This is a genomic window from Pedobacter sp. AK017, from assembly GCF_014200825.1.
Classification (GTDB): Bacteria; Bacteroidota; Bacteroidia; order Sphingobacteriales; family Sphingobacteriaceae; genus Pedobacter; species Pedobacter heparinus.
The window spans coordinates 171428-187705 of the sequence record NZ_JACHCW010000011.1 but is presented as its reverse complement, the minus strand read 5'-3'; the positions used below and the strand labels follow the sequence as shown (position 1 = coordinate 187705).

Below are 16278 nucleotides of genomic sequence, written 5' to 3'. Positions count from 1 at the left end.
ATAGAAAAATTTAATCGTTGGTTTTTCCGTGCCTGAAATAGTATTGCACCAGGTTAAAGCTGATAAAGATGTGATTGATCAGGTTAGGCACCAGTCCGTAATATTTGGTAAATATCCGGAACCTTTCCTTCAGGCTGGCCAGGTGTTTTTTCTTGGACATGCCGCCAACCAGGTATTTGGCCACATATATATGGGTGTTTACGATGCTTGATGCTTTTTTTGCGGCTTTGATGATCCAGTCGATATCAGCACTGTATTTATACCTGAGGTCGAATGGAGCAGCCAGGCTCCGTTTTACATAAATGGCCTGGTGACTGATGCTCATGCCATAGCGGAAGCTTTTCCAGTTGAAATTTTCGGGGCTGCAGTGTCTGCGCTGGCCCAGGCTTTCCCATTTTTCGTTGTACATTTCTGTTTCACCATAATAGATATCTGCAGAGCTGGCCGTATCAAAAACCTCCGCAACGGTATCGGAGGCATAGAGTTCGTCGCCGGAGTTCATGAACAGCACGTAATTACCGGTAGCCAGGGCCAGGCCTTTGTTCATGGCATCATAAATACCTTTATCGGGTTCTGAAATGAACTGTGCAAGCCGGGATTTATATTTATAGATGATGTCTTTGGTCCCATCCGTAGATCCGCCATCGATCAGCAGGTATTCGATATTGGGATAGGTCTGGTTCAGGACAGAAAGCATGGTACGCTCAATATCTTTTACATTATTGTATACTACTGTAATTACGGATAAGGTGGGTTTGGCTGCTGTCATTTGCTAAGTAGGGATTGGTAGAGGTCTGTATATTGTCTGGCGATGTGTTGATTGGTAAAATTTTGGAGCACTTTGTTCCGGGCCTGTATAGCGATTTCTTCTGCCCGGGGGGTAAAGAGCATTTCATGGATGCCTGTGGCCAGATCTGTGGCCGACCTGAAACTGGCCAGGTAGCCATTTAACTGGTGGTCTATCATTTCCGGCAGGCCACCTGTATCAAAAGCCACTACGGGGGTACCGCAGGCCATAGATTCCATAACGGTATTGGGCAGGTTGTCTTCAACAGAAGGCATTACAAATACATCGGCCAGGCTGTACAGTTCGGCCAGGTCCTGTGCTGCGCTAATGGTATTCAGCTCATGAACAGGAAAGGGGAGCTGGCTGACATCAAAGTGTTTGTTTTTCCCGAAAATCAGTACCTCAACCGGAAGGGGCAATTCGTAATGTTGCTTTAAATGCTGCAGTGCCTGTACCAGATAGCCAATCCCTTTACGGCGGTCGCCTATATTGGCTGCACCAAATAAAATGATCCTGCTGTTGTTGCTGATGTTCCATTTGGTACGGGCAGCCATCCTGGCTTTAGGGGCATATACCTCTATATCGATGGGGTTGGCAATGGCCCGGACAGGAAAATCCTTTACTAATGAACTTTGACGGGCCACCTTGCCCAGCCAGTTGCTGCAGCTTACAAAAGTGAGGTTTGGGCTGCTGGCATACATGGCCTGCTTGTGCAGCCAGCCGGTATGGGAAATGTCGTTCCCGGCAGGGTCTCTTAAAAAGTAGCAATCGCCGCATTCCCTTGTAAAATGGTCGCAGGTGCCCGCATAATGGCAGCCCCCTGTAAATGCCCACATATCGTGGAGGGTCCACACTACCGGTTTGCCCAGTTTCATCAGTTCTGTTAAATCTCGGATAGAAAGAAAGCCGGAGTTGGTCCAGTGCAGGTGTAAAATGTCGGCCTCTTTAACCAGCTGATGACCGGCAATGCTGGTTCCGGCATTGGCCGTTGAAAAGGCGAAGCGTACAGATTTGTCCTTTTCATAAAAAAGGATAAAGGGCAGGCGTTCATATAAAAAATTAAAACGGGCCTTTAACCGCTGCCATAAGTTATTTTGAACGGCCTGAACGCGGGCCTCGCTGGTCTTTTTATCGCCGGCCAGGAAGTTTACCTCGATGTTTTCTGATGCCAGCGCTTTTAACAGGCGCATACTGGCTACGGGAGCACCCCCGCCTGCATCGGATGTATTGATCAAGGTTATCTTCATGAATAAAATAAGTATTAGCGCGACAAGTAACAAAAATACTAAATTAATGACCATAAAGGATTACCGGAAAATATATTCTAATGAAAAATACTTTACTTTTACATAAGATGAATTTATTTAGTTACTTATTCCAGGATTGGGCGGCAAATCCTAAGAACATTAAAGGGCGCTTTGTGCTGTTTCTGTTCCGGCTGGTACAGGTGATCAGCAGGTATACCCTGTTGAAGATCATTTTCATTTTATACCTGGCCTTTTATCATTATTATGTAGAATGGGTGCTGGGAATTGAACTGCCCAGGAAACTGACAGTTGGAAAAGGCCTGATGTTATACCATGGACAGGCATTGGTGGTAAACCAGGGGGTAGTGATGGGCGAAGGCTGTACGCTGCGGAACTCGGTAACGATAGGGCATAAAAAGCTGGCAGACGGGACTTTCAGCGGATGTCCGAGGATAGGGAACCATGTAGACATTGGTGCGAACGTGTGCATTATAGGGGATGTTGAAATTGGCGACCATGTAACGATTGGTGCCGGGGCTGTAGTTACAAAGAGTGTTCCTGCCCATAGCACAGTGGTGGGCAACCCGGCGCGGATTCTGGAAAAGAAAAGCGGGGAAGCACAGATTTAACAGATTTTTCTTTTCTTTGGAACCAGATATGGAAAACCTTTTAACAGACAGAGCATTTTGGGTAAATTATTGGGAGCAGAAACCAGACCTGTCGGTTAACATCCCTGCGAATTACATGTTCCATGAGCAGCTTGCTTCGATCATTAAGCGTGAAAAGGTGAAAACGGCAATTGAGCTGGGTGGCTTTCCGGGCTATTATGCCGTTTTTTTAAAGAAATACTTTAACCTGGATGTAACACTGCTGGATTATTTTGTACACCAGCCCATTACCGGTAAGCTGCTGCAAAAGAACGGGCTGGAAGAAAAAGATATCCGTATTTTAGAAACGGACCTGTTTAAGTATACACCTGAACAGCAGTACGACCTGGTGCTTTCTTTTGGTTTAATAGAACATTTTAACGATACGGCGGACATCATTGAGCGGCACATTAATTTTCTAAGGCCCGGAGGTACCCTGTTCATTACCCTGCCTAATTTCAGGGCATTGAACGGCTGGTTTCAGAAACGGTTTGACCCCGATAATTACGATAAACACAATATAGATTGTATGGACCCCCGGTTGCTGGCCAGGATTTGTGAAGAGGCGGGGCTTGAAGTGCTGCAATCCCGTTATTTTGGGAATTTTAGTTTATGGCTGCACGATGAGGAGCAAAAACCTTTAGCGTTGCGCCTTTTAAAGCGGACTTTATGGCTGGGTGGAAAAATGTTGACCAAGGTATTTCCTTTCAATTCCAGACAGCTTTCACCATATATTATTTTAGAAGCAAAAAAAACTTAACATCTCGAGCTTATGGCATTTCAGTGGGGCTATTCTCCAAAAATTGAAAAATACATTCCATTGGGTAATTTTCCGGCCGACAGGTACCTGGTTATTGCACAACAGGCGATAGAGAACCTGGGCTGGAAACTAAGCCATTTGTCGGAATCGGGGATTATTGCTTATACAGGCCTTTCGGCACAATCGTACAGTGAAGAGATTTCCATCCGTATCATTGCTAATTTTGCTGTTTTTAAAAGCGAATGTATCGGCATTCAGCTGCTGTTTACCGATTATGGAAAGAACCAGCAGAACCTTGACCGGTTTTTTCATGAATTTGAATATGTAGAGTACCACCTGGCCGCGGTTTGGGAGGACAGGCTGAAGGATTTTCATGATCATATTGCTAAGCAGGACGACAGCTATTTTAACCGGGCGCCTTTAAAAGCAAAAGATAAGATTAAAAATATATTTTACCTGTTCATTCCGCAGAAGGGTTATCTGGTTACCCCCATTATTGTAACCCTGAACATTTTGCTGTGGCTGGGCAGGCTGGCCATAGTGCTGCTGCTGTCGAACCTTTTTAAGGCGCAGCTGGGGGGGCAGGGTTTACTTACGCCAGAACTTTTATTGAAGATACAGTCTTATTTCGGGATAAACAGCAGGGACCTGACCCTGAGTGGGCAATGGTGGCGATTGCTGAGCAGTCAGTTTTACCATTTCTCGCTGCTGCACCTGTTTTTCAATATGTATGCGCTGATCTATATCGGGCTGATGACAGAGAACAAGCTGGGCTGGGCAAAAACACTGATAGTTTATATTTTAAGTGGAACATGTGGGGCTTTGCTAAGTGTTTACGGGCATAAGATCGGATTTATGGGTGGGGCTTCGGGGGCCATTATGGGCATGTTTGGTGCTTTTCTGGCGCTGCTGCTGAGCAATGCTTTTGAAAAGACCGCTGCCAGGGCCTTACTGATCAGTACGGTAATTGTGGTAGCATACATGCTACTGAATGGCCTGCTGAGTGAGACTGCCGACAATTCGGCGCATCTGGGCGGATTGGTATCAGGCTTCTTTATCGGTTATCTTCTATATAATGAACGTTTGCTGGGCCAGCCTGTGCCGCTGTTGTACAGGGCTTCGGCTTCGGGTTTTATGGTGCTGGCCTTTGCTGCACTCATTTATCAGTTTTCGCCCCGATACCAGGTAGAGGAATATGCAAAACTAAGGGATGCCTTTAATTTAAATGACGAAAGGTTTAACCAGATCTATTACATCAGCAGTGATTTGCCTTTGGAAGAAAAACTGAGGAGGGTGAAGCTGAACGGGATAGATGTTTGGGCCGAGAACCTGAAGATCACCAGGGAAATGGACAAGCTGATCGTATTGGAAATGGATGGGATAGACCGGGATTACCGTAAGGTAATTGCAGAAAAAGCCTATGCGGTGTCGATGCTGATGTATAAAGACTATGAGTCGGGTACACGGGAAAACAGGGCAGTTATCCAGGAAAAGATCAATGAGGTGATGCGGCTGAAGGCGAAACTGAGAGAACGCCTGACGGAGCCTGAATAAGCTTTATTTAAAACGCTGTATGAGGTAACGTTTGAGCCTTTGCCAGACAGATCCCTTCCTGCCGGCCAGGAACCTTTTTATGGCTGCATACGCTTCAGGGTTTTCTGCAATCTGATCGGGAAAATAGGTAATGGGTTTGGGGTTAATGATGACATTGTAAATGTCGTTGATCCCGGAGTGTACACCTGTGCCATCGTGACCGATATTGTTGACCAGTGAATGGGCTGGGTTTAGGGTTAACCCCCCTTTCAAAAAGATAGAGGCATACCACCGGATGGCCCATGAGTTGTTTTTGCCGCTTTTAAACTCCTGCATCTGTTTCCAGAAGTTCATGGTATGTTCTATAGAAAAGGCACTCTTCTTCGTTTTATCGAAGCGGGACATCAGCGTATCTATGTTGGGTTCAAAATGCTGCCATGCCCTTTCCCAGGTTGCCCAGCCCCAGCTGGTGGCTACGCGGTAAAAGAAAGTTTCCGGCAGCTGGGCATCTTTTACATTGAACATATAGGCCCCAATGTGCATCACTTTATCTTCGTTGCGGTAGCGCTCCAGGGCCTCGTTAAAATAGCTGAGCGTATAAGGTGAGGTAATGAGGTCATCTTCCATTACAATCACCTGCTTGTAATCGGCAATGAGCCTGTTGACGCCGGAGATCACTGCATTGGCCAGGCCCATGTTCTCCTTACTTTCGATAAGTTCTACAGATTTAAAGCCGCTGATGTTTTTAAGGAGCTCCCTTACTTCCAGTACATTGTTTTCATCTGCGGCCGATTTCGGTCCGTCAGAAAATACGAACAACCTGCTTTCGGATGCCAGTTCATTTTGCGTTAGGAACTTTAAGGTGCGCGCGGTATGCTGCGGGCGGTTATAAACAAATAAGGCAATTGGGGCAAAGGTTTGCATGTATTTTACGGTTTGCAGGGGTTATTTATGCATTAAACATTCAAACAATTGTTTGGTTTGTAAAACACAGAGGTATATTTGGAGATGATCACACCCGGTGCCATGCCTGAAAAAGGCAGGTATTTAAAGCCATGCTGTTGCAGGAAAGTATGGACTTCGGCATACACTGGCCTTTCAGAATCATCGAGTACCAGCACCCCGTCTTCAGTTAAGGCATCAATGGCCTGTTTGCAGCAATTTACCCGGTCGCGGCCGTCAACAATAATGACATGGAACTTTTTACCGGTAGCCAGGGCACTTTTACAATAGTCGCCGCCCGGAACCAGGTTGCAATGGATCATGTTCACATTTGGGAGATTAATTTTGGAACTCTTTTCGAACCAGTCCCTGTCGTGTTCCACCGAATATACCGAGCGGGCCATGCCTGCGTAAAATAAAGTTGAATTACCGGAGCCGAACTCAAATATATCGTGTTGTTTACTGATCCGGTCTTTAATAAAGTCAATAAATGAATATGTTACCCAGGCGATGGGCTTACCATCCTGGTCGATAGCCGATTTAGTACGGTAAGCATCGAACCAGCCTTTGTCGGCCAGATAGCCTTTTATGCCCAGGGAAAGCAATACTTTTAACTTTCCGGGGTTGAGCAGACTGAATGCGGATAATCTGGCTTTCATGTTTAAATTTTTATGCCGTCAACAATTAAAGAAGAATAACCGAGCGGCTCGTTAAAGCGTTTGTCGTACCTTTTAGAGCGGTGTACATGGCCATCTTTACTGTCCCATTCCGTAAAATGGAATTGTCCCTGTTCGTCATAATATTCCAGGGGAACAGCTTTAAAGCCGGCATCCTCCAGTACTTTGCCCAGTTTTTTATAATCGTACAACAATTTATGGTCGTGTGCCCCTTCGCCAATGCCCCCTGGTTTGACCATATTGATGTAATCGGGGTTGGGATGGAAGCCGTCTGGTACGGCTATACGTATGGTGCCGCCTTTTTTCATGTACTGGTTACAGTTTTTAAGGGCAATAAGGGCATTCTCATAGCTGATGTGCTCAAATACATGCTCTGCTAAAAAGCGGCTTACCTTTTTTTCTTCAAACAGGTTTTGGAAAGAGGCCTTATCCAGCAGGTTAAGGTTTTCTATATTGGTAGGCAGCCAGTTCTCGTAATTGGTATTGTGGGCGCCAATGATGATGTACAGATCGCCATCTGTTTTCCTGATCCTGGACTTCAGCTGGATCACATCAAAGATATGTACGGGCTTTAACAGAATTGATTTTGCTACCTCTTTTAAGGACTTCATCCGCTTGTTGATTTTATGGGCCAAAGTTAAAATGTTAAACGCAAAAAACTAATATAAGCGTATAATTATTAGGTGTTTGTTTACCTGGAGGGATTTGCCGCCCGGAAGAGTTTTTGAAAAAGGCTGATCATGAACAGTGATTTGAGCATGAGGAGTCCCTGTTGCCGGGTTTCAGGGATAAACAGGATCCAGAAAGTAGTGACAAAGCAGGCAATGAGTGTGGCAATGGACGCACCTATACCGCCATAAAGCGGGATCAGCCAGAAATTTAAGAGGATGTTGATGATGGCCCCGGCAGCCGTGCGCTGAAAGGAGATCATGGTATAACCTTCTGCCAGCAGGTATTGAGAACTGGCACTGCCCAGGAATACAAATATGCCCGACCAGATGTGTATGGAAAGCATGGGGCCGGCACCTTCATACGCCGTGTCCCAGAGGAAATGGATGATTTCGTTTCCGAAAAAACCGACCAGTATCGCTACGGGCAGACTGATAAAGACCAGCAGGTCATACAGGTTTTTTAATCTTTTGTTATATCGTTCAATATCTGTTTTTCGGGCGTTGATGATGGCAGGGAAGACAGAAGTGATGATGGCGGAAGGAATGAAATACCAGGCCTCGCTGATTCTGGCGGCGGCAGTATAAATGCCAACTTCGGTACTGCCGTTTTTTTTGAGCATGAGGATATCTATTTTCATATAGAGCAGCACCATGACCCCCGAAAGGATGAGGGGGAAGGACTGTTTGAGCAGGGACCGGGCCCGGCTGCGGCTGAAGGTCCAGCTCCGGATGCTGAAGCCGTGACTATGGTATAGGAATACCAGGCCGAGGGCAAGGATAAGACCGTCGAAGGCCAGTGCTGCGGCAACCCAGATGACGGGTGCTTTGAGCCATATCAGCAGGATTTTTAACAGGGAAGAAAAAATAAGGCAGATGTTTTGTACATGTACGACGTATTTGGACTGTACCTGCGACTGGTAGTAAGAATCTATGATGTTGAAGGATTTGAAAAAGGAGGCGAAGGAGAGCAGGAAAACGATCCAGGTTAAGGGATTGCCGGGTTTATCGGACAGGAGATGGAAGATGAGGTAAATGCCTACACTAATGGGAATGAGCAGGAGGTTAACGCCAATGCGCAGCCCCAGGGAAGTGCCCAGGATTTCATCCTTTTTAGAGGGATTGTTGATGATTTCCCTGATGATGAAAGTATCGAGGCCGAGTGTACCCACTGCAGCAACAATGGCTGTTAAGGCATCGGCGAAGCTGAGGTCGCCAAATGAGCTGGGCCCCAGGTAACGGCCAATGAGCAGGCCGACCACGATGGCCAGTATTTTGCCAAACATGAGCCAGCCGGTATTTTTTAAATATCTGCTTAAGGCTGCTTCATCAAAACCTTTAATAAAGGGGATCTTCATTGGCGCAAAGATGGGAAATTAAAAGTGTTTCCGGCATTAAAAATGAAGGAGCAGTTCTTCCAGGTCATGGATCTGCCAGTCTACATCTCCGGGTTTTTCTTTTTTTAAGGGGTTGAAATAGATGGCTTTAATGCCATAATCCTGTGCGCCCCTGATGTCGGCCTCCAGGCTGTCGCCAATCATAATGCTTTCATGTTTCTGGGCGGCCGCTTTATTTAAGGCATATTCAAAAATGGCCTGATGTGGCTTGTTTACACCAACATCTTCAGAAATGATGACATTCCGGAAATAAGGGTTGAGGCCCGACACGTTCATTTTGGTGAGGGTAGTTTCTTTAAATCCATTAGAGATGATATGGAGGGTATACTTTTTTTGCAGGTAGGCCAAAACTTTTTCTGAACCCCTGAACAGATTGGTTTTTGTAGGGCTGATGCGCACATAATCTTCCTCAAACTGTGCCGGGATCTGATCTGGCCGTATGCCCAGCTGCCGGAAAGTTTTGTTAAACCTTTGTGTACGTAATTGTTCTTTGGTAATCCGGCCCACATGGTATTCTGCCCAAAGCTGGTGGTTGTTCTCGGTATAGGCGGCTATAAATTCCTGGCAGGAACTGAGGCCGAGCTTTTGCAGCTGATACAAATCGTACAGTTCCATCAGGGTTTCTTGTGCATTGCGGTCAAAATCCCAGATGGTATGGTCTAAATCAAAAAATATATGCCTGATCATTTTTATTGTTTTTTAAGAGAATGGGAAAATCAGATCTTTGTCCCATATGCCAGGTCGCCTGCATCGCCCAATCCGGGCACAATGTACGATTTACTGGTCATTTCCTCATCAATTGCACCCAGCCATAATTTTGCTTTTGGCAAATTTGCCCTTAGGTGACGTAAGCCTTCTGTGCTGGCAATTGCGCATGCGATGTGCAGTTCTTTGATTTTATACCTGCCCATCAGTTCCTTACAGCAAAGTACCATGCTCATGCCGGTAGCCAGCATGGGGTCGGCCATGATGACGGTCTTACCAGTCAGATCTGGGCTGGAAACATATTCAAGTGCAATTTCCAGACTGCCGCTTTTGTGTACCTTTCTGTAAGCGGCCAGGAAAGCACATTCGGCACGGTCGAAAATGCGGAGCATGCCATGGTGCATGGGGATGCCAGCGCGGGTAATGGTAGCCAGTACGGGTTGTTCGGCAAGCCTGACCGTTTGGGCTACACCCAGCGGGGTTTGTGTTTCAGTAGCGCTGTATTCGAGTGTTTTGCTGATTTCAAGTGCAAAAAACTCTCCAAGCCTTTCCATATTGGTACGGAAACGCATGGCATCCTTTTGAATATTTTCATCCCTGAGCTCAGCAATAAAAACATTGGCAATGGAACTGGTTTTACTGAGGTCGAATATCATTACATAAAGATAAAAAATAAAAATGGCCATTGACCAGTTTAACGTGATCTAAAAGTTCATTCAGCTGTAATAACAATGTTTCGGTACTTTTGTTATGGAGCAGGGCCATGTCGGTGGTTGCTACCGGGTGCACGATGAGCCGGGTCTTTTTATCCAGTTGCAGGTCGTACCAGGCAAAGGGGCTGCAGGTACCGGCCCTGAAACCAGGCTGATTTTTATAGTACATGCTATAGTCGTTCCCGCTGTTGCTTTTTGTTTGTTTCAGGTAGCTTTTGGGCATCAGCATTGCGGTATCGAAGTAATGCCTGTGATCTGGAGAGGGAATAAGGAGTGCTGAACTTTCTGCAGGGTTATGGGCTTGAAGGCCGGTAATGGCCTGCCGGATAGCGGTCAGTTTTTCGGTATGTTTTGAGGTCTCGTTCTGAACAAATGACCGCAGGTAGTCGACCGCATTGGCAAAAACATTGCGGCGGCTGTTCTTGGCTGGCGGATAGGCAGAATACAGGGGTTGAAATAGAAATTGCTTTTTATTAAAGGAGAGTGAAGGAAATTGTTTGAGCAGCATGTTTTTGAGGATAAGTGCCCATCCGTCTATAACAGGCAGTTCTAAAAGTCCCAAATGGTATTGCAAACTACTTTCGGCAGGGTAGGGCATGCTTTTCTGGTTACCAGCAGCTAAATATTCTTCATAGCGGCTCAAAAAATAAAAGGTGGCGGCAAAAACATCAAAGGGCAGGGCGCTTTTCTGCACAGCGAAAGGTACTTTGGCATCACCAAATGTAGTTGTTTTAATTTCCTGCTCAGCTATTTTATGTTCCAGCAGCAGGCCGGTGCTTTTAAAAAACAGCTCACCTCCAATGGGTTGGGCTGCATAACAGAACTTTGGCAGTTCAGACTGCACAAATTCGCGAATGTTTACACTAAAGCCGATCTCAGTTTTTAAAATGTCATTAAATATAAAGCTGAAGACATACTTTATTCGTGGTGTAAGCAGTGGTACATAAACCAAAAGTTTCATGAGGAATAAATTTAGCATATTATTCGTTATATTTGATGTTCATCTGGCCTCATTAAAACAAGATATTTTTAGGAATGAAATTTCAAATCGTTTCAGATTATAAACCAACCGGAGATCAGCCTGCTGCGATTAAACAACTGGTTGAAGGTGTAAACAACGAAGATCATTATCAGACTTTACTAGGGGTGACCGGTTCGGGCAAGACCTTTACCATAGCGAATGTGATACAGCAGACTCAGAAACCCACGCTGATCCTAAGCCATAATAAAACACTCGCAGCACAGCTTTATGGGGAATTTAAACAGTTTTTTCCGGAAAATGCAGTGAACTATTTTGTTTCTTATTATGATTATTACCAGCCTGAAGCTTTCATTGCCAGCAGCAATACCTATATAGAGAAAGATTTAAGTATCAATGAGGAAATAGAGAAATTGCGGCTGCGGACGACTTCTGCCCTGATGTCGGGCCGGAGGGATGTCATCGTGGTCTCTTCTATCTCCTGTATTTATGGTATGGGCAATCCGGAAGATTTTTCGAGATCGGTATTCCGCTTTTCGGTGGGGTTACGGATTTCAAGGAATTCCTTTCTGCATAGCCTGGTGGAGATCCTGTATGCCCGTACCACCACTGATTTTAAGCGCGGTACTTTCAGGGTAAAAGGCGATACGGTTGATATTTTTCCGGCCTACCTGGATAATGCTTACCGTGTTTCTTTTTTTGGGGATGACATTGAAGCGCTGAGCGTAATAGATCCGGTTACAGGAAAAACACTGGAAAAGCTGGAAGACATGGCGATCTATCCTGCCAACTTGTTTGTCACACCTAAGGAAAGATTTAATTCATCGATATGGGGGATACAGGAAGAACTGGAGATCAGGAAGAACCAATTGATTGGCGACCGGCATTTGCTGGAAGCAAAGCGGCTGGAAGAAAGGGTGAACTTTGATATAGAGATGATGAAGGAACTGGGCTATTGCTCAGGTATAGAAAACTACTCCCGCTTTTTTGACGGGAGGGCGCCGGGAATGCGGCCCTTCTGTTTGCTGGATTACTTTCCGGATGATTATTTAATGGTGATTGATGAAAGCCATGTTACGGTACCACAGATCAGGGCGATGTATGGTGGCGACAGGTCGCGGAAAATGTCGCTTGTAGAATATGGGTTCCGTTTGCCATCGGCCCTGGACAACAGGCCCCTGAACTTTGATGAGTTTGAACGTCTGGCACCACAGACCATTTATGTAAGTGCTACCCCGGCAGATTATGAATTGCAGAAATCGGAAGGAATTGTGATTGAACAGGTGATCAGGCCTACAGGTTTACTGGATCCTTTGATTGATGTGCGGCCGGCAGTTAACCAGGTGGATGACCTGCTGGATGAAATTGACAAGACCATTAAGCTGGGAGACAGGGTACTGGTAACTACACTGACCAAAAGGATGGCAGAGGAGCTGACCAAATATATGGACCGGCTGAACATCAAATGCCGTTATATCCACTCGGAAGTGAAAACGCTGGAAAGGGTAGAGATCTTACGGGGGCTGCGCCTGGGTGAATTTGATGTTTTGATCGGGATTAACCTGTTGCGGGAGGGGCTTGACCTGCCGGAAGTATCGCTGGTAGCTATTCTGGATGCCGATAAGGAAGGCTTTTTGCGTTCTGACCGTGCGCTGATCCAGACCATTGGCCGTGCAGCAAGGAATGACAGGGGACGGGTGATCATGTATGCAGACAACATGACCGATTCGATGGAACGGACGATTGAGGAAACCAACAGGCGGAGGGAAAAGCAGGTGGCCTATAACCTGGAGCATGGAATTGTACCTAAAACGGTTGGTAAGAGCAGGGAGGCGATAATGGAGCAGAGCTCGGTACTGGACTTCTCGTCGGGTGAGCGCAAGCGGGCAAAACCTTATGTGGAGGTAGATGAGGTGAGCATTGCTGCTGATCCTGTTGTGCAGTACATGACCAAACCGGAAATGCAGAAATCTATTGATAAAACCCGTAAGGAAATGGCTAAGGCAGCAAAAGACATGGACTTTTTACTTGCAGCCAGGTTGCGTGACGAGATGTTTGCAATGGAGAAATTATTTGAAGAAAAATTTAGTAAGTAATGTTTTAAATGGACGGTAAGAATAGAAAAGATATTTATCCGGGACTGGAAGTAGAGATTATCCTTAAAAAAGACCAGCGGAGTGGAAAACTGACCCGTGGGATTGTAGCGAACCTGCTGACCTCGGCAGCTTTTCATTCACGGGGGATTAAAGTGAGGCTGGAAGACGGACAGGTTGGAAGGGTAGCAAATGTAATTGATATGCAATAATCTGAAAGGTTTTGTAATAATTGAATTCCAAAACAATCTATATTTGTAAATGTTAAGCATAAAATGGGAGTTATAAAATTCATATTGGTTACCCTGCTGATCCTGTATGTCATACGGATCATTCTCCGTTTGGTGTTTCCTTATGTACTGAAAAGTTTGTTCAGTAAGGTGCATCAGCAGGCCGAAAACCATCAAAGACAACAACAAAAGAAGCCTGAGGGCTCTATTTCAATAGATTATATGCCGCCACAGCCAAAAAGCGGGAATGCAGATAAGCTTGGTGATTTTGTGGATTATGAGGAAGTAAAGTAGGTATTTTATAATATCGATAAATTTACTTCTTAATCTGTTTCAATTTTATATTTTTGAGGTTAGTTTAATCTTAAACAACCCTTAATGAATAATTGGTTAAAAGCGAATGGCATTCATCTGGCCATCATTGGATTTTTTATACTCATCTGTTTTGTCTATTTCAGTCCGGTTTTACAAGGTAAAGGTCCGCAGCAAAGCGACGTATTGCAAGCTAAGGCCACTGCCAAAGAGATCATGGACTACAAGGAAAAGGACGGTAAAGGGCCTTTATGGACCAACCAGATGTTTGGTGGGATGCCTGCTTATCAGATCTGGGTACAGCACCCTTACAATGCGGCCACTTATGTGATCGATTTCATGAAGGCGGTGTTCCCGGATCCTGTAGACGTAGTTCTGATGTACCTGCTTGGTGCTTACCTGCTGTTTTGTGTATTGAAGGTAAATCCCTTACTGGCAGCAGCGGGGGCTATTGCTTTTGCTTTTACCTCTTATAATTTCCAGATCATTGCTGCAGGACACAGCAATAAGGCCCTGGCCATTTCTTTTCTGGCGCCTATAGTTGCCGGGATCATTTTGACCATCAGGGGTAAATACTGGCTGGGGGCCAGTTTAACTGCTTTGTTCCTGGCGCTGGAGATCAGGGCAAACCATATTCAGATGACCTATTACCTGATGATTGCCCTGCTTATTTTTATAGGCATAGAGCTTTATCATGCCATAAAAGGAAAGAAGGTAGCGGCCTTTGGAAAGTCGATGGGCTTCCTGGCCATAGCATTGGTACTGTCCCTGATGGTAAATGCGGGTAAATTATGGACGACTTACGAATATGGTAAAGAATCGAACAGGGGCAAATCTAATTTAACAACGGACAGTGCCGAAGAAAAGAACGGGCTTTCCAAAGAATACGCTTATGGCTGGAGCCAGGGTGTAGGTGAGAGCTTTACTTTCCTAATCCCCAATTTATATGGGGGCGGGACAGGGATTGATGAACTGGTGAAACCCGAGAGCAATACCTATAAAGCTTTACAGAATGTGACCGGTGGTGATCCGAGGCCAGCCATACAGCAGCTGGCGGGACAGGTTGGCCTGCAGCAGTACTGGGGAGAAAAACCCTTTACTTCGGGGCCTTATTATTTTGGTGCCATTGTTTGTTTCCTATTTGTATTTGGCTTGCTGATTGTAAGAAGCCGGTTAAAATGGTGGATATTGGGTACGACCATTTTGTTTATGCTGCTTTCTTTTGGCAGGCATTTTCCATTGGTCTCGGATCTGTTTTTTGAATATTTCCCGATGTACAATAAATTCAGGGCAGTAGAATCTATTCTGGCCCTGGTAGGTTTAATGGTGCCTGTTTTGGCTTTTCTTGCTGTAAAAGAAACCCTGGAAGGGACTATGGATCAGAAAACACTGGGTAAGAAACTGACGGTTGCCGGTGCCATAACTGGTGGTTTTACTTTACTGGTAGCGGTAATGCCGAGTGCATTTTTCAGTTTTACGGCATCAAACCATCCGCAAATGGTGCAGGTGCTGACCCAGATTGCCCAGAACAATGCCGGCGTGGCACAAAGTATTGCCAATGCATTGGTTCAGGATCGTATTGATATTGCCCGTGCAGATGCCTTGCGCTCTTTATTGTTTATAGCAATAGGCTATGCGCTGATCTGGGCATTGATCAATAAAAAGATGGGCTTGCAGACCGTAATGGTTTTGCTGGGGCTTGCCGTACTGATTGACATGTGGCAGGTAGACCGCCGTTATTTAAACAACAGCAATTTTGTGAGCAAGTCGGATCTGAAAAATCATTTTCAGCCGAGAGAGATCGACAACCTGATCCTGGCCGATAAAGACCCGGATTACCGGGTACTGGACCTGAGCATTGCTACTTTTCAGGATGCGAGTGCTTCGGCCTTCCATAAAACGATAGGTGGGTACCATGCGGCTAAACTGAAACGTTATCAGGAGCTGATCGATAAACAGTTCTCGAAAAGCATTAACCAGGATGTAGTGGATATGCTGAATACCAAATACATTATTACGCAGGACCAGCAGACAGGTTCGTACAAAATGCAAAGGAATGCAACCGCTGCAGGGCATGCCTGGATTGTGTCTCATGTTCAGTTTGCAAAGGATGCAGATGAAGAAATGAAGGCCATTAACAGTTTTGACCCTAAAAAGGAAGCCATTGTTGATGTAAGGTATAAACAACTGATCAATGAGAAACGTCTTGGCTCTGGTGCCGGGGCAATGATTACACTGGACAGTTATCATCCGGACCACCTGGTTTATTCTTACAGTGCGCCAACTGATGTAATTGCCGTATTTTCAGAGATATATTACGATAAGGGCTGGAACATGTATGTAGATGGGGCTGAGAAGCCTTATTTCAGGGCAGATTATGTTTTGCGGGCTGCCCAGCTGGAAGCAGGCAACCATAAAATAGAGTTTAAGTTTGAGCCGGTTTCGTATTATGCAGGTGAAAAGATCTCTTTACTAGGCTCAGTTTTATTGATTGCAGGATTGGGATTTGCGTTTTATTCGGAGAAAAAGGGAAAAAAACAATGATGTTGCTCATCGCTAAACCGCTGCTGAAGGGCAACAATCTGCAG

16 protein-coding genes are annotated in these 16278 nt (G+C 45.5%); 7 read left to right on the top strand and 9 right to left on the bottom strand.

All coding sequences use genetic code 11. The features are described 5' to 3' along the window. Positions 1-10: 10 nt before the first annotated feature. Positions 11-769 carry a glycosyltransferase family 2 protein gene (locus HDC92_RS16885; RefSeq protein ID WP_183876221.1) on the bottom strand — a complete coding sequence of 253 codons (759 nt, stop codon included), beginning with the start codon at positions 767-769 and terminating at the stop codon, positions 11-13. Further along, the gene (locus tag HDC92_RS16880; protein WP_183876219.1) at positions 766-2034 is read right to left on the bottom strand and encodes a glycosyltransferase family 4 protein; all 1269 of its coding nucleotides are present in this window, start codon (positions 2032-2034) and stop codon (positions 766-768) included. The genes HDC92_RS16885 and HDC92_RS16880 overlap by 4 nt, the downstream gene beginning before the upstream one ends. 107 nt (positions 2035-2141) lie before the next feature. On the opposite strand from HDC92_RS16880, the gene HDC92_RS16875 reads away from it, so the two are divergent. The 3 genes from HDC92_RS16875 to HDC92_RS16865 are packed head-to-tail and all read left to right on the top strand — an operon-like array spanning position 2142 to position 4995. Further along, positions 2142-2663: a serine acetyltransferase gene (locus HDC92_RS16875; RefSeq protein WP_255484564.1), complete on the top strand. Its 522-nt coding sequence runs from the start codon at positions 2142-2144 to the stop codon at positions 2661-2663. A 28-nt stretch (positions 2664-2691) separates the two neighbouring features. Continuing rightward, entirely contained in the window at positions 2692-3441 is a 750-nt protein-coding gene (locus tag HDC92_RS16870; RefSeq protein ID WP_183876215.1) for a class I SAM-dependent methyltransferase, read from the top strand. Between the two features lie 12 nt (positions 3442-3453). Next, positions 3454-4995 carry a rhomboid family intramembrane serine protease gene (locus HDC92_RS16865; protein ID WP_183876213.1) on the top strand — a complete coding sequence of 514 codons (1542 nt, stop codon included), beginning with the start codon at positions 3454-3456 and terminating at the stop codon, positions 4993-4995. A gap of 3 nt (positions 4996-4998) precedes the next feature. Here the strand turns inward: HDC92_RS16865 and HDC92_RS16860 are convergent, their stop codons facing one another. The 7 genes from HDC92_RS16860 to HDC92_RS16830 all read right to left on the bottom strand — a co-directional run bounded on the left by HDC92_RS16860 (position 4999) and on the right by HDC92_RS16830 (position 11037). Next, complete coding sequence (locus HDC92_RS16860; RefSeq protein ID WP_015809842.1) at positions 4999-5898, bottom strand: glycosyltransferase; 900 nt, start codon at positions 5896-5898, stop codon at positions 4999-5001. A 32-nt stretch (positions 5899-5930) separates the two neighbouring features. Continuing rightward, on the bottom strand, positions 5931-6575 hold the full coding sequence (locus HDC92_RS16855) for an FkbM family methyltransferase (RefSeq protein WP_183876211.1): 645 nt from the start codon (positions 6573-6575) through the stop codon (positions 5931-5933). Between the two features lie 2 nt (positions 6576-6577). Then, positions 6578-7204 (bottom strand): class I SAM-dependent methyltransferase, encoded by a 627-nt coding sequence (locus tag HDC92_RS16850; protein WP_221270976.1) that lies wholly within the window; start codon positions 7202-7204, stop codon positions 6578-6580. Positions 7205-7284: 80 nt separating this feature from the next. Further along, a complete protein-coding gene (locus tag HDC92_RS16845) occupies positions 7285-8619 on the bottom strand; it encodes a flippase (RefSeq protein WP_015809839.1) in 1335 nt (444 codons plus the stop codon). A gap of 36 nt (positions 8620-8655) precedes the next feature. Continuing rightward, positions 8656-9345, bottom strand: a complete 690-nt coding sequence (locus HDC92_RS16840) for a YjjG family noncanonical pyrimidine nucleotidase (protein WP_015809838.1) — start codon at positions 9343-9345, stop codon at positions 8656-8658. Positions 9346-9374: 29 nt separating this feature from the next. Further along, positions 9375-10019 carry a uracil phosphoribosyltransferase gene (upp, locus tag HDC92_RS16835; protein ID WP_015809837.1) on the bottom strand — a complete coding sequence of 215 codons (645 nt, stop codon included), beginning with the start codon at positions 10017-10019 and terminating at the stop codon, positions 9375-9377. Further along, entirely contained in the window at positions 10000-11037 is a 1038-nt protein-coding gene (locus HDC92_RS16830; protein ID WP_183876209.1) for a DUF7033 domain-containing protein, read from the bottom strand. Before HDC92_RS16830 ends, upp begins: the two co-directional genes overlap by 20 nt. A gap of 74 nt (positions 11038-11111) precedes the next feature. Here HDC92_RS16830 and uvrB point away from each other — a divergent pair, with 74 nt between their 5' ends. The 4 genes from uvrB to HDC92_RS16810 all read left to right on the top strand — a co-directional run bounded on the left by uvrB (position 11112) and on the right by HDC92_RS16810 (position 16234). Continuing rightward, positions 11112-13151, top strand: a complete 2040-nt coding sequence (gene uvrB, locus HDC92_RS16825; protein WP_015809835.1) for an excinuclease ABC subunit UvrB — start codon at positions 11112-11114, stop codon at positions 13149-13151. Positions 13152-13159: 8 nt separating this feature from the next. Next, positions 13160-13360: a YwbE family protein gene (locus HDC92_RS16820; RefSeq protein ID WP_015809834.1), complete on the top strand. Its 201-nt coding sequence runs from the start codon at positions 13160-13162 to the stop codon at positions 13358-13360. Positions 13361-13423: 63 nt separating this feature from the next. Beyond that, entirely contained in the window at positions 13424-13672 is a 249-nt protein-coding gene (locus tag HDC92_RS16815) for a hypothetical protein (protein ID WP_015809833.1), read from the top strand. Between the two features lie 84 nt (positions 13673-13756). Beyond that, the gene (locus tag HDC92_RS16810) at positions 13757-16234 is read left to right on the top strand and encodes a hypothetical protein (protein ID WP_183876207.1); all 2478 of its coding nucleotides are present in this window, start codon (positions 13757-13759) and stop codon (positions 16232-16234) included. The last annotated feature ends 44 nt before the right edge of the window (positions 16235-16278 follow it).

Bases quoted from the DNA above. Each gene is read 5' to 3' on its own strand.
- HDC92_RS16885 (WP_183876221.1), bottom strand. From the start codon at position 769: ATGACAGCAGCCAAACCCACCTTATCCGTAATTACAGTAGTATACAAT.
- HDC92_RS16880 (WP_183876219.1), bottom strand. From the start codon at position 2,034: ATGAAGATAACCTTGATCAATACATCCGATGCAGGCGGGGGTGCTCCC.
- HDC92_RS16875 (WP_255484564.1), top strand. From the start codon at position 2,142: ATGAATTTATTTAGTTACTTATTCCAGGATTGGGCGGCAAATCCTAAG.
- HDC92_RS16870 (WP_183876215.1), top strand. From the start codon at position 2,692: ATGGAAAACCTTTTAACAGACAGAGCATTTTGGGTAAATTATTGGGAG.
- HDC92_RS16865 (WP_183876213.1), top strand. From the start codon at position 3,454: ATGGCATTTCAGTGGGGCTATTCTCCAAAAATTGAAAAATACATTCCA.
- HDC92_RS16860 (WP_015809842.1), bottom strand. From the start codon at position 5,898: ATGCAAACCTTTGCCCCAATTGCCTTATTTGTTTATAACCGCCCGCAG.
- HDC92_RS16855 (WP_183876211.1), bottom strand. From the start codon at position 6,575: ATGAAAGCCAGATTATCCGCATTCAGTCTGCTCAACCCCGGAAAGTTA.
- HDC92_RS16850 (WP_221270976.1), bottom strand. From the start codon at position 7,204: ATGAAGTCCTTAAAAGAGGTAGCAAAATCAATTCTGTTAAAGCCCGTA.
- HDC92_RS16845 (WP_015809839.1), bottom strand. From the start codon at position 8,619: ATGAAGATCCCCTTTATTAAAGGTTTTGATGAAGCAGCCTTAAGCAGA.
- HDC92_RS16840 (WP_015809838.1), bottom strand. From the start codon at position 9,345: ATGATCAGGCATATATTTTTTGATTTAGACCATACCATCTGGGATTTT.
- upp (WP_015809837.1), bottom strand. From the start codon at position 10,019: ATGATATTCGACCTCAGTAAAACCAGTTCCATTGCCAATGTTTTTATT.
- HDC92_RS16830 (WP_183876209.1), bottom strand. From the start codon at position 11,037: ATGAAACTTTTGGTTTATGTACCACTGCTTACACCACGAATAAAGTAT.
- uvrB (WP_015809835.1), top strand. From the start codon at position 11,112: ATGAAATTTCAAATCGTTTCAGATTATAAACCAACCGGAGATCAGCCT.
- HDC92_RS16820 (WP_015809834.1), top strand. From the start codon at position 13,160: ATGGACGGTAAGAATAGAAAAGATATTTATCCGGGACTGGAAGTAGAG.
- HDC92_RS16815 (WP_015809833.1), top strand. From the start codon at position 13,424: ATGGGAGTTATAAAATTCATATTGGTTACCCTGCTGATCCTGTATGTC.
- HDC92_RS16810 (WP_183876207.1), top strand. From the start codon at position 13,757: ATGAATAATTGGTTAAAAGCGAATGGCATTCATCTGGCCATCATTGGA.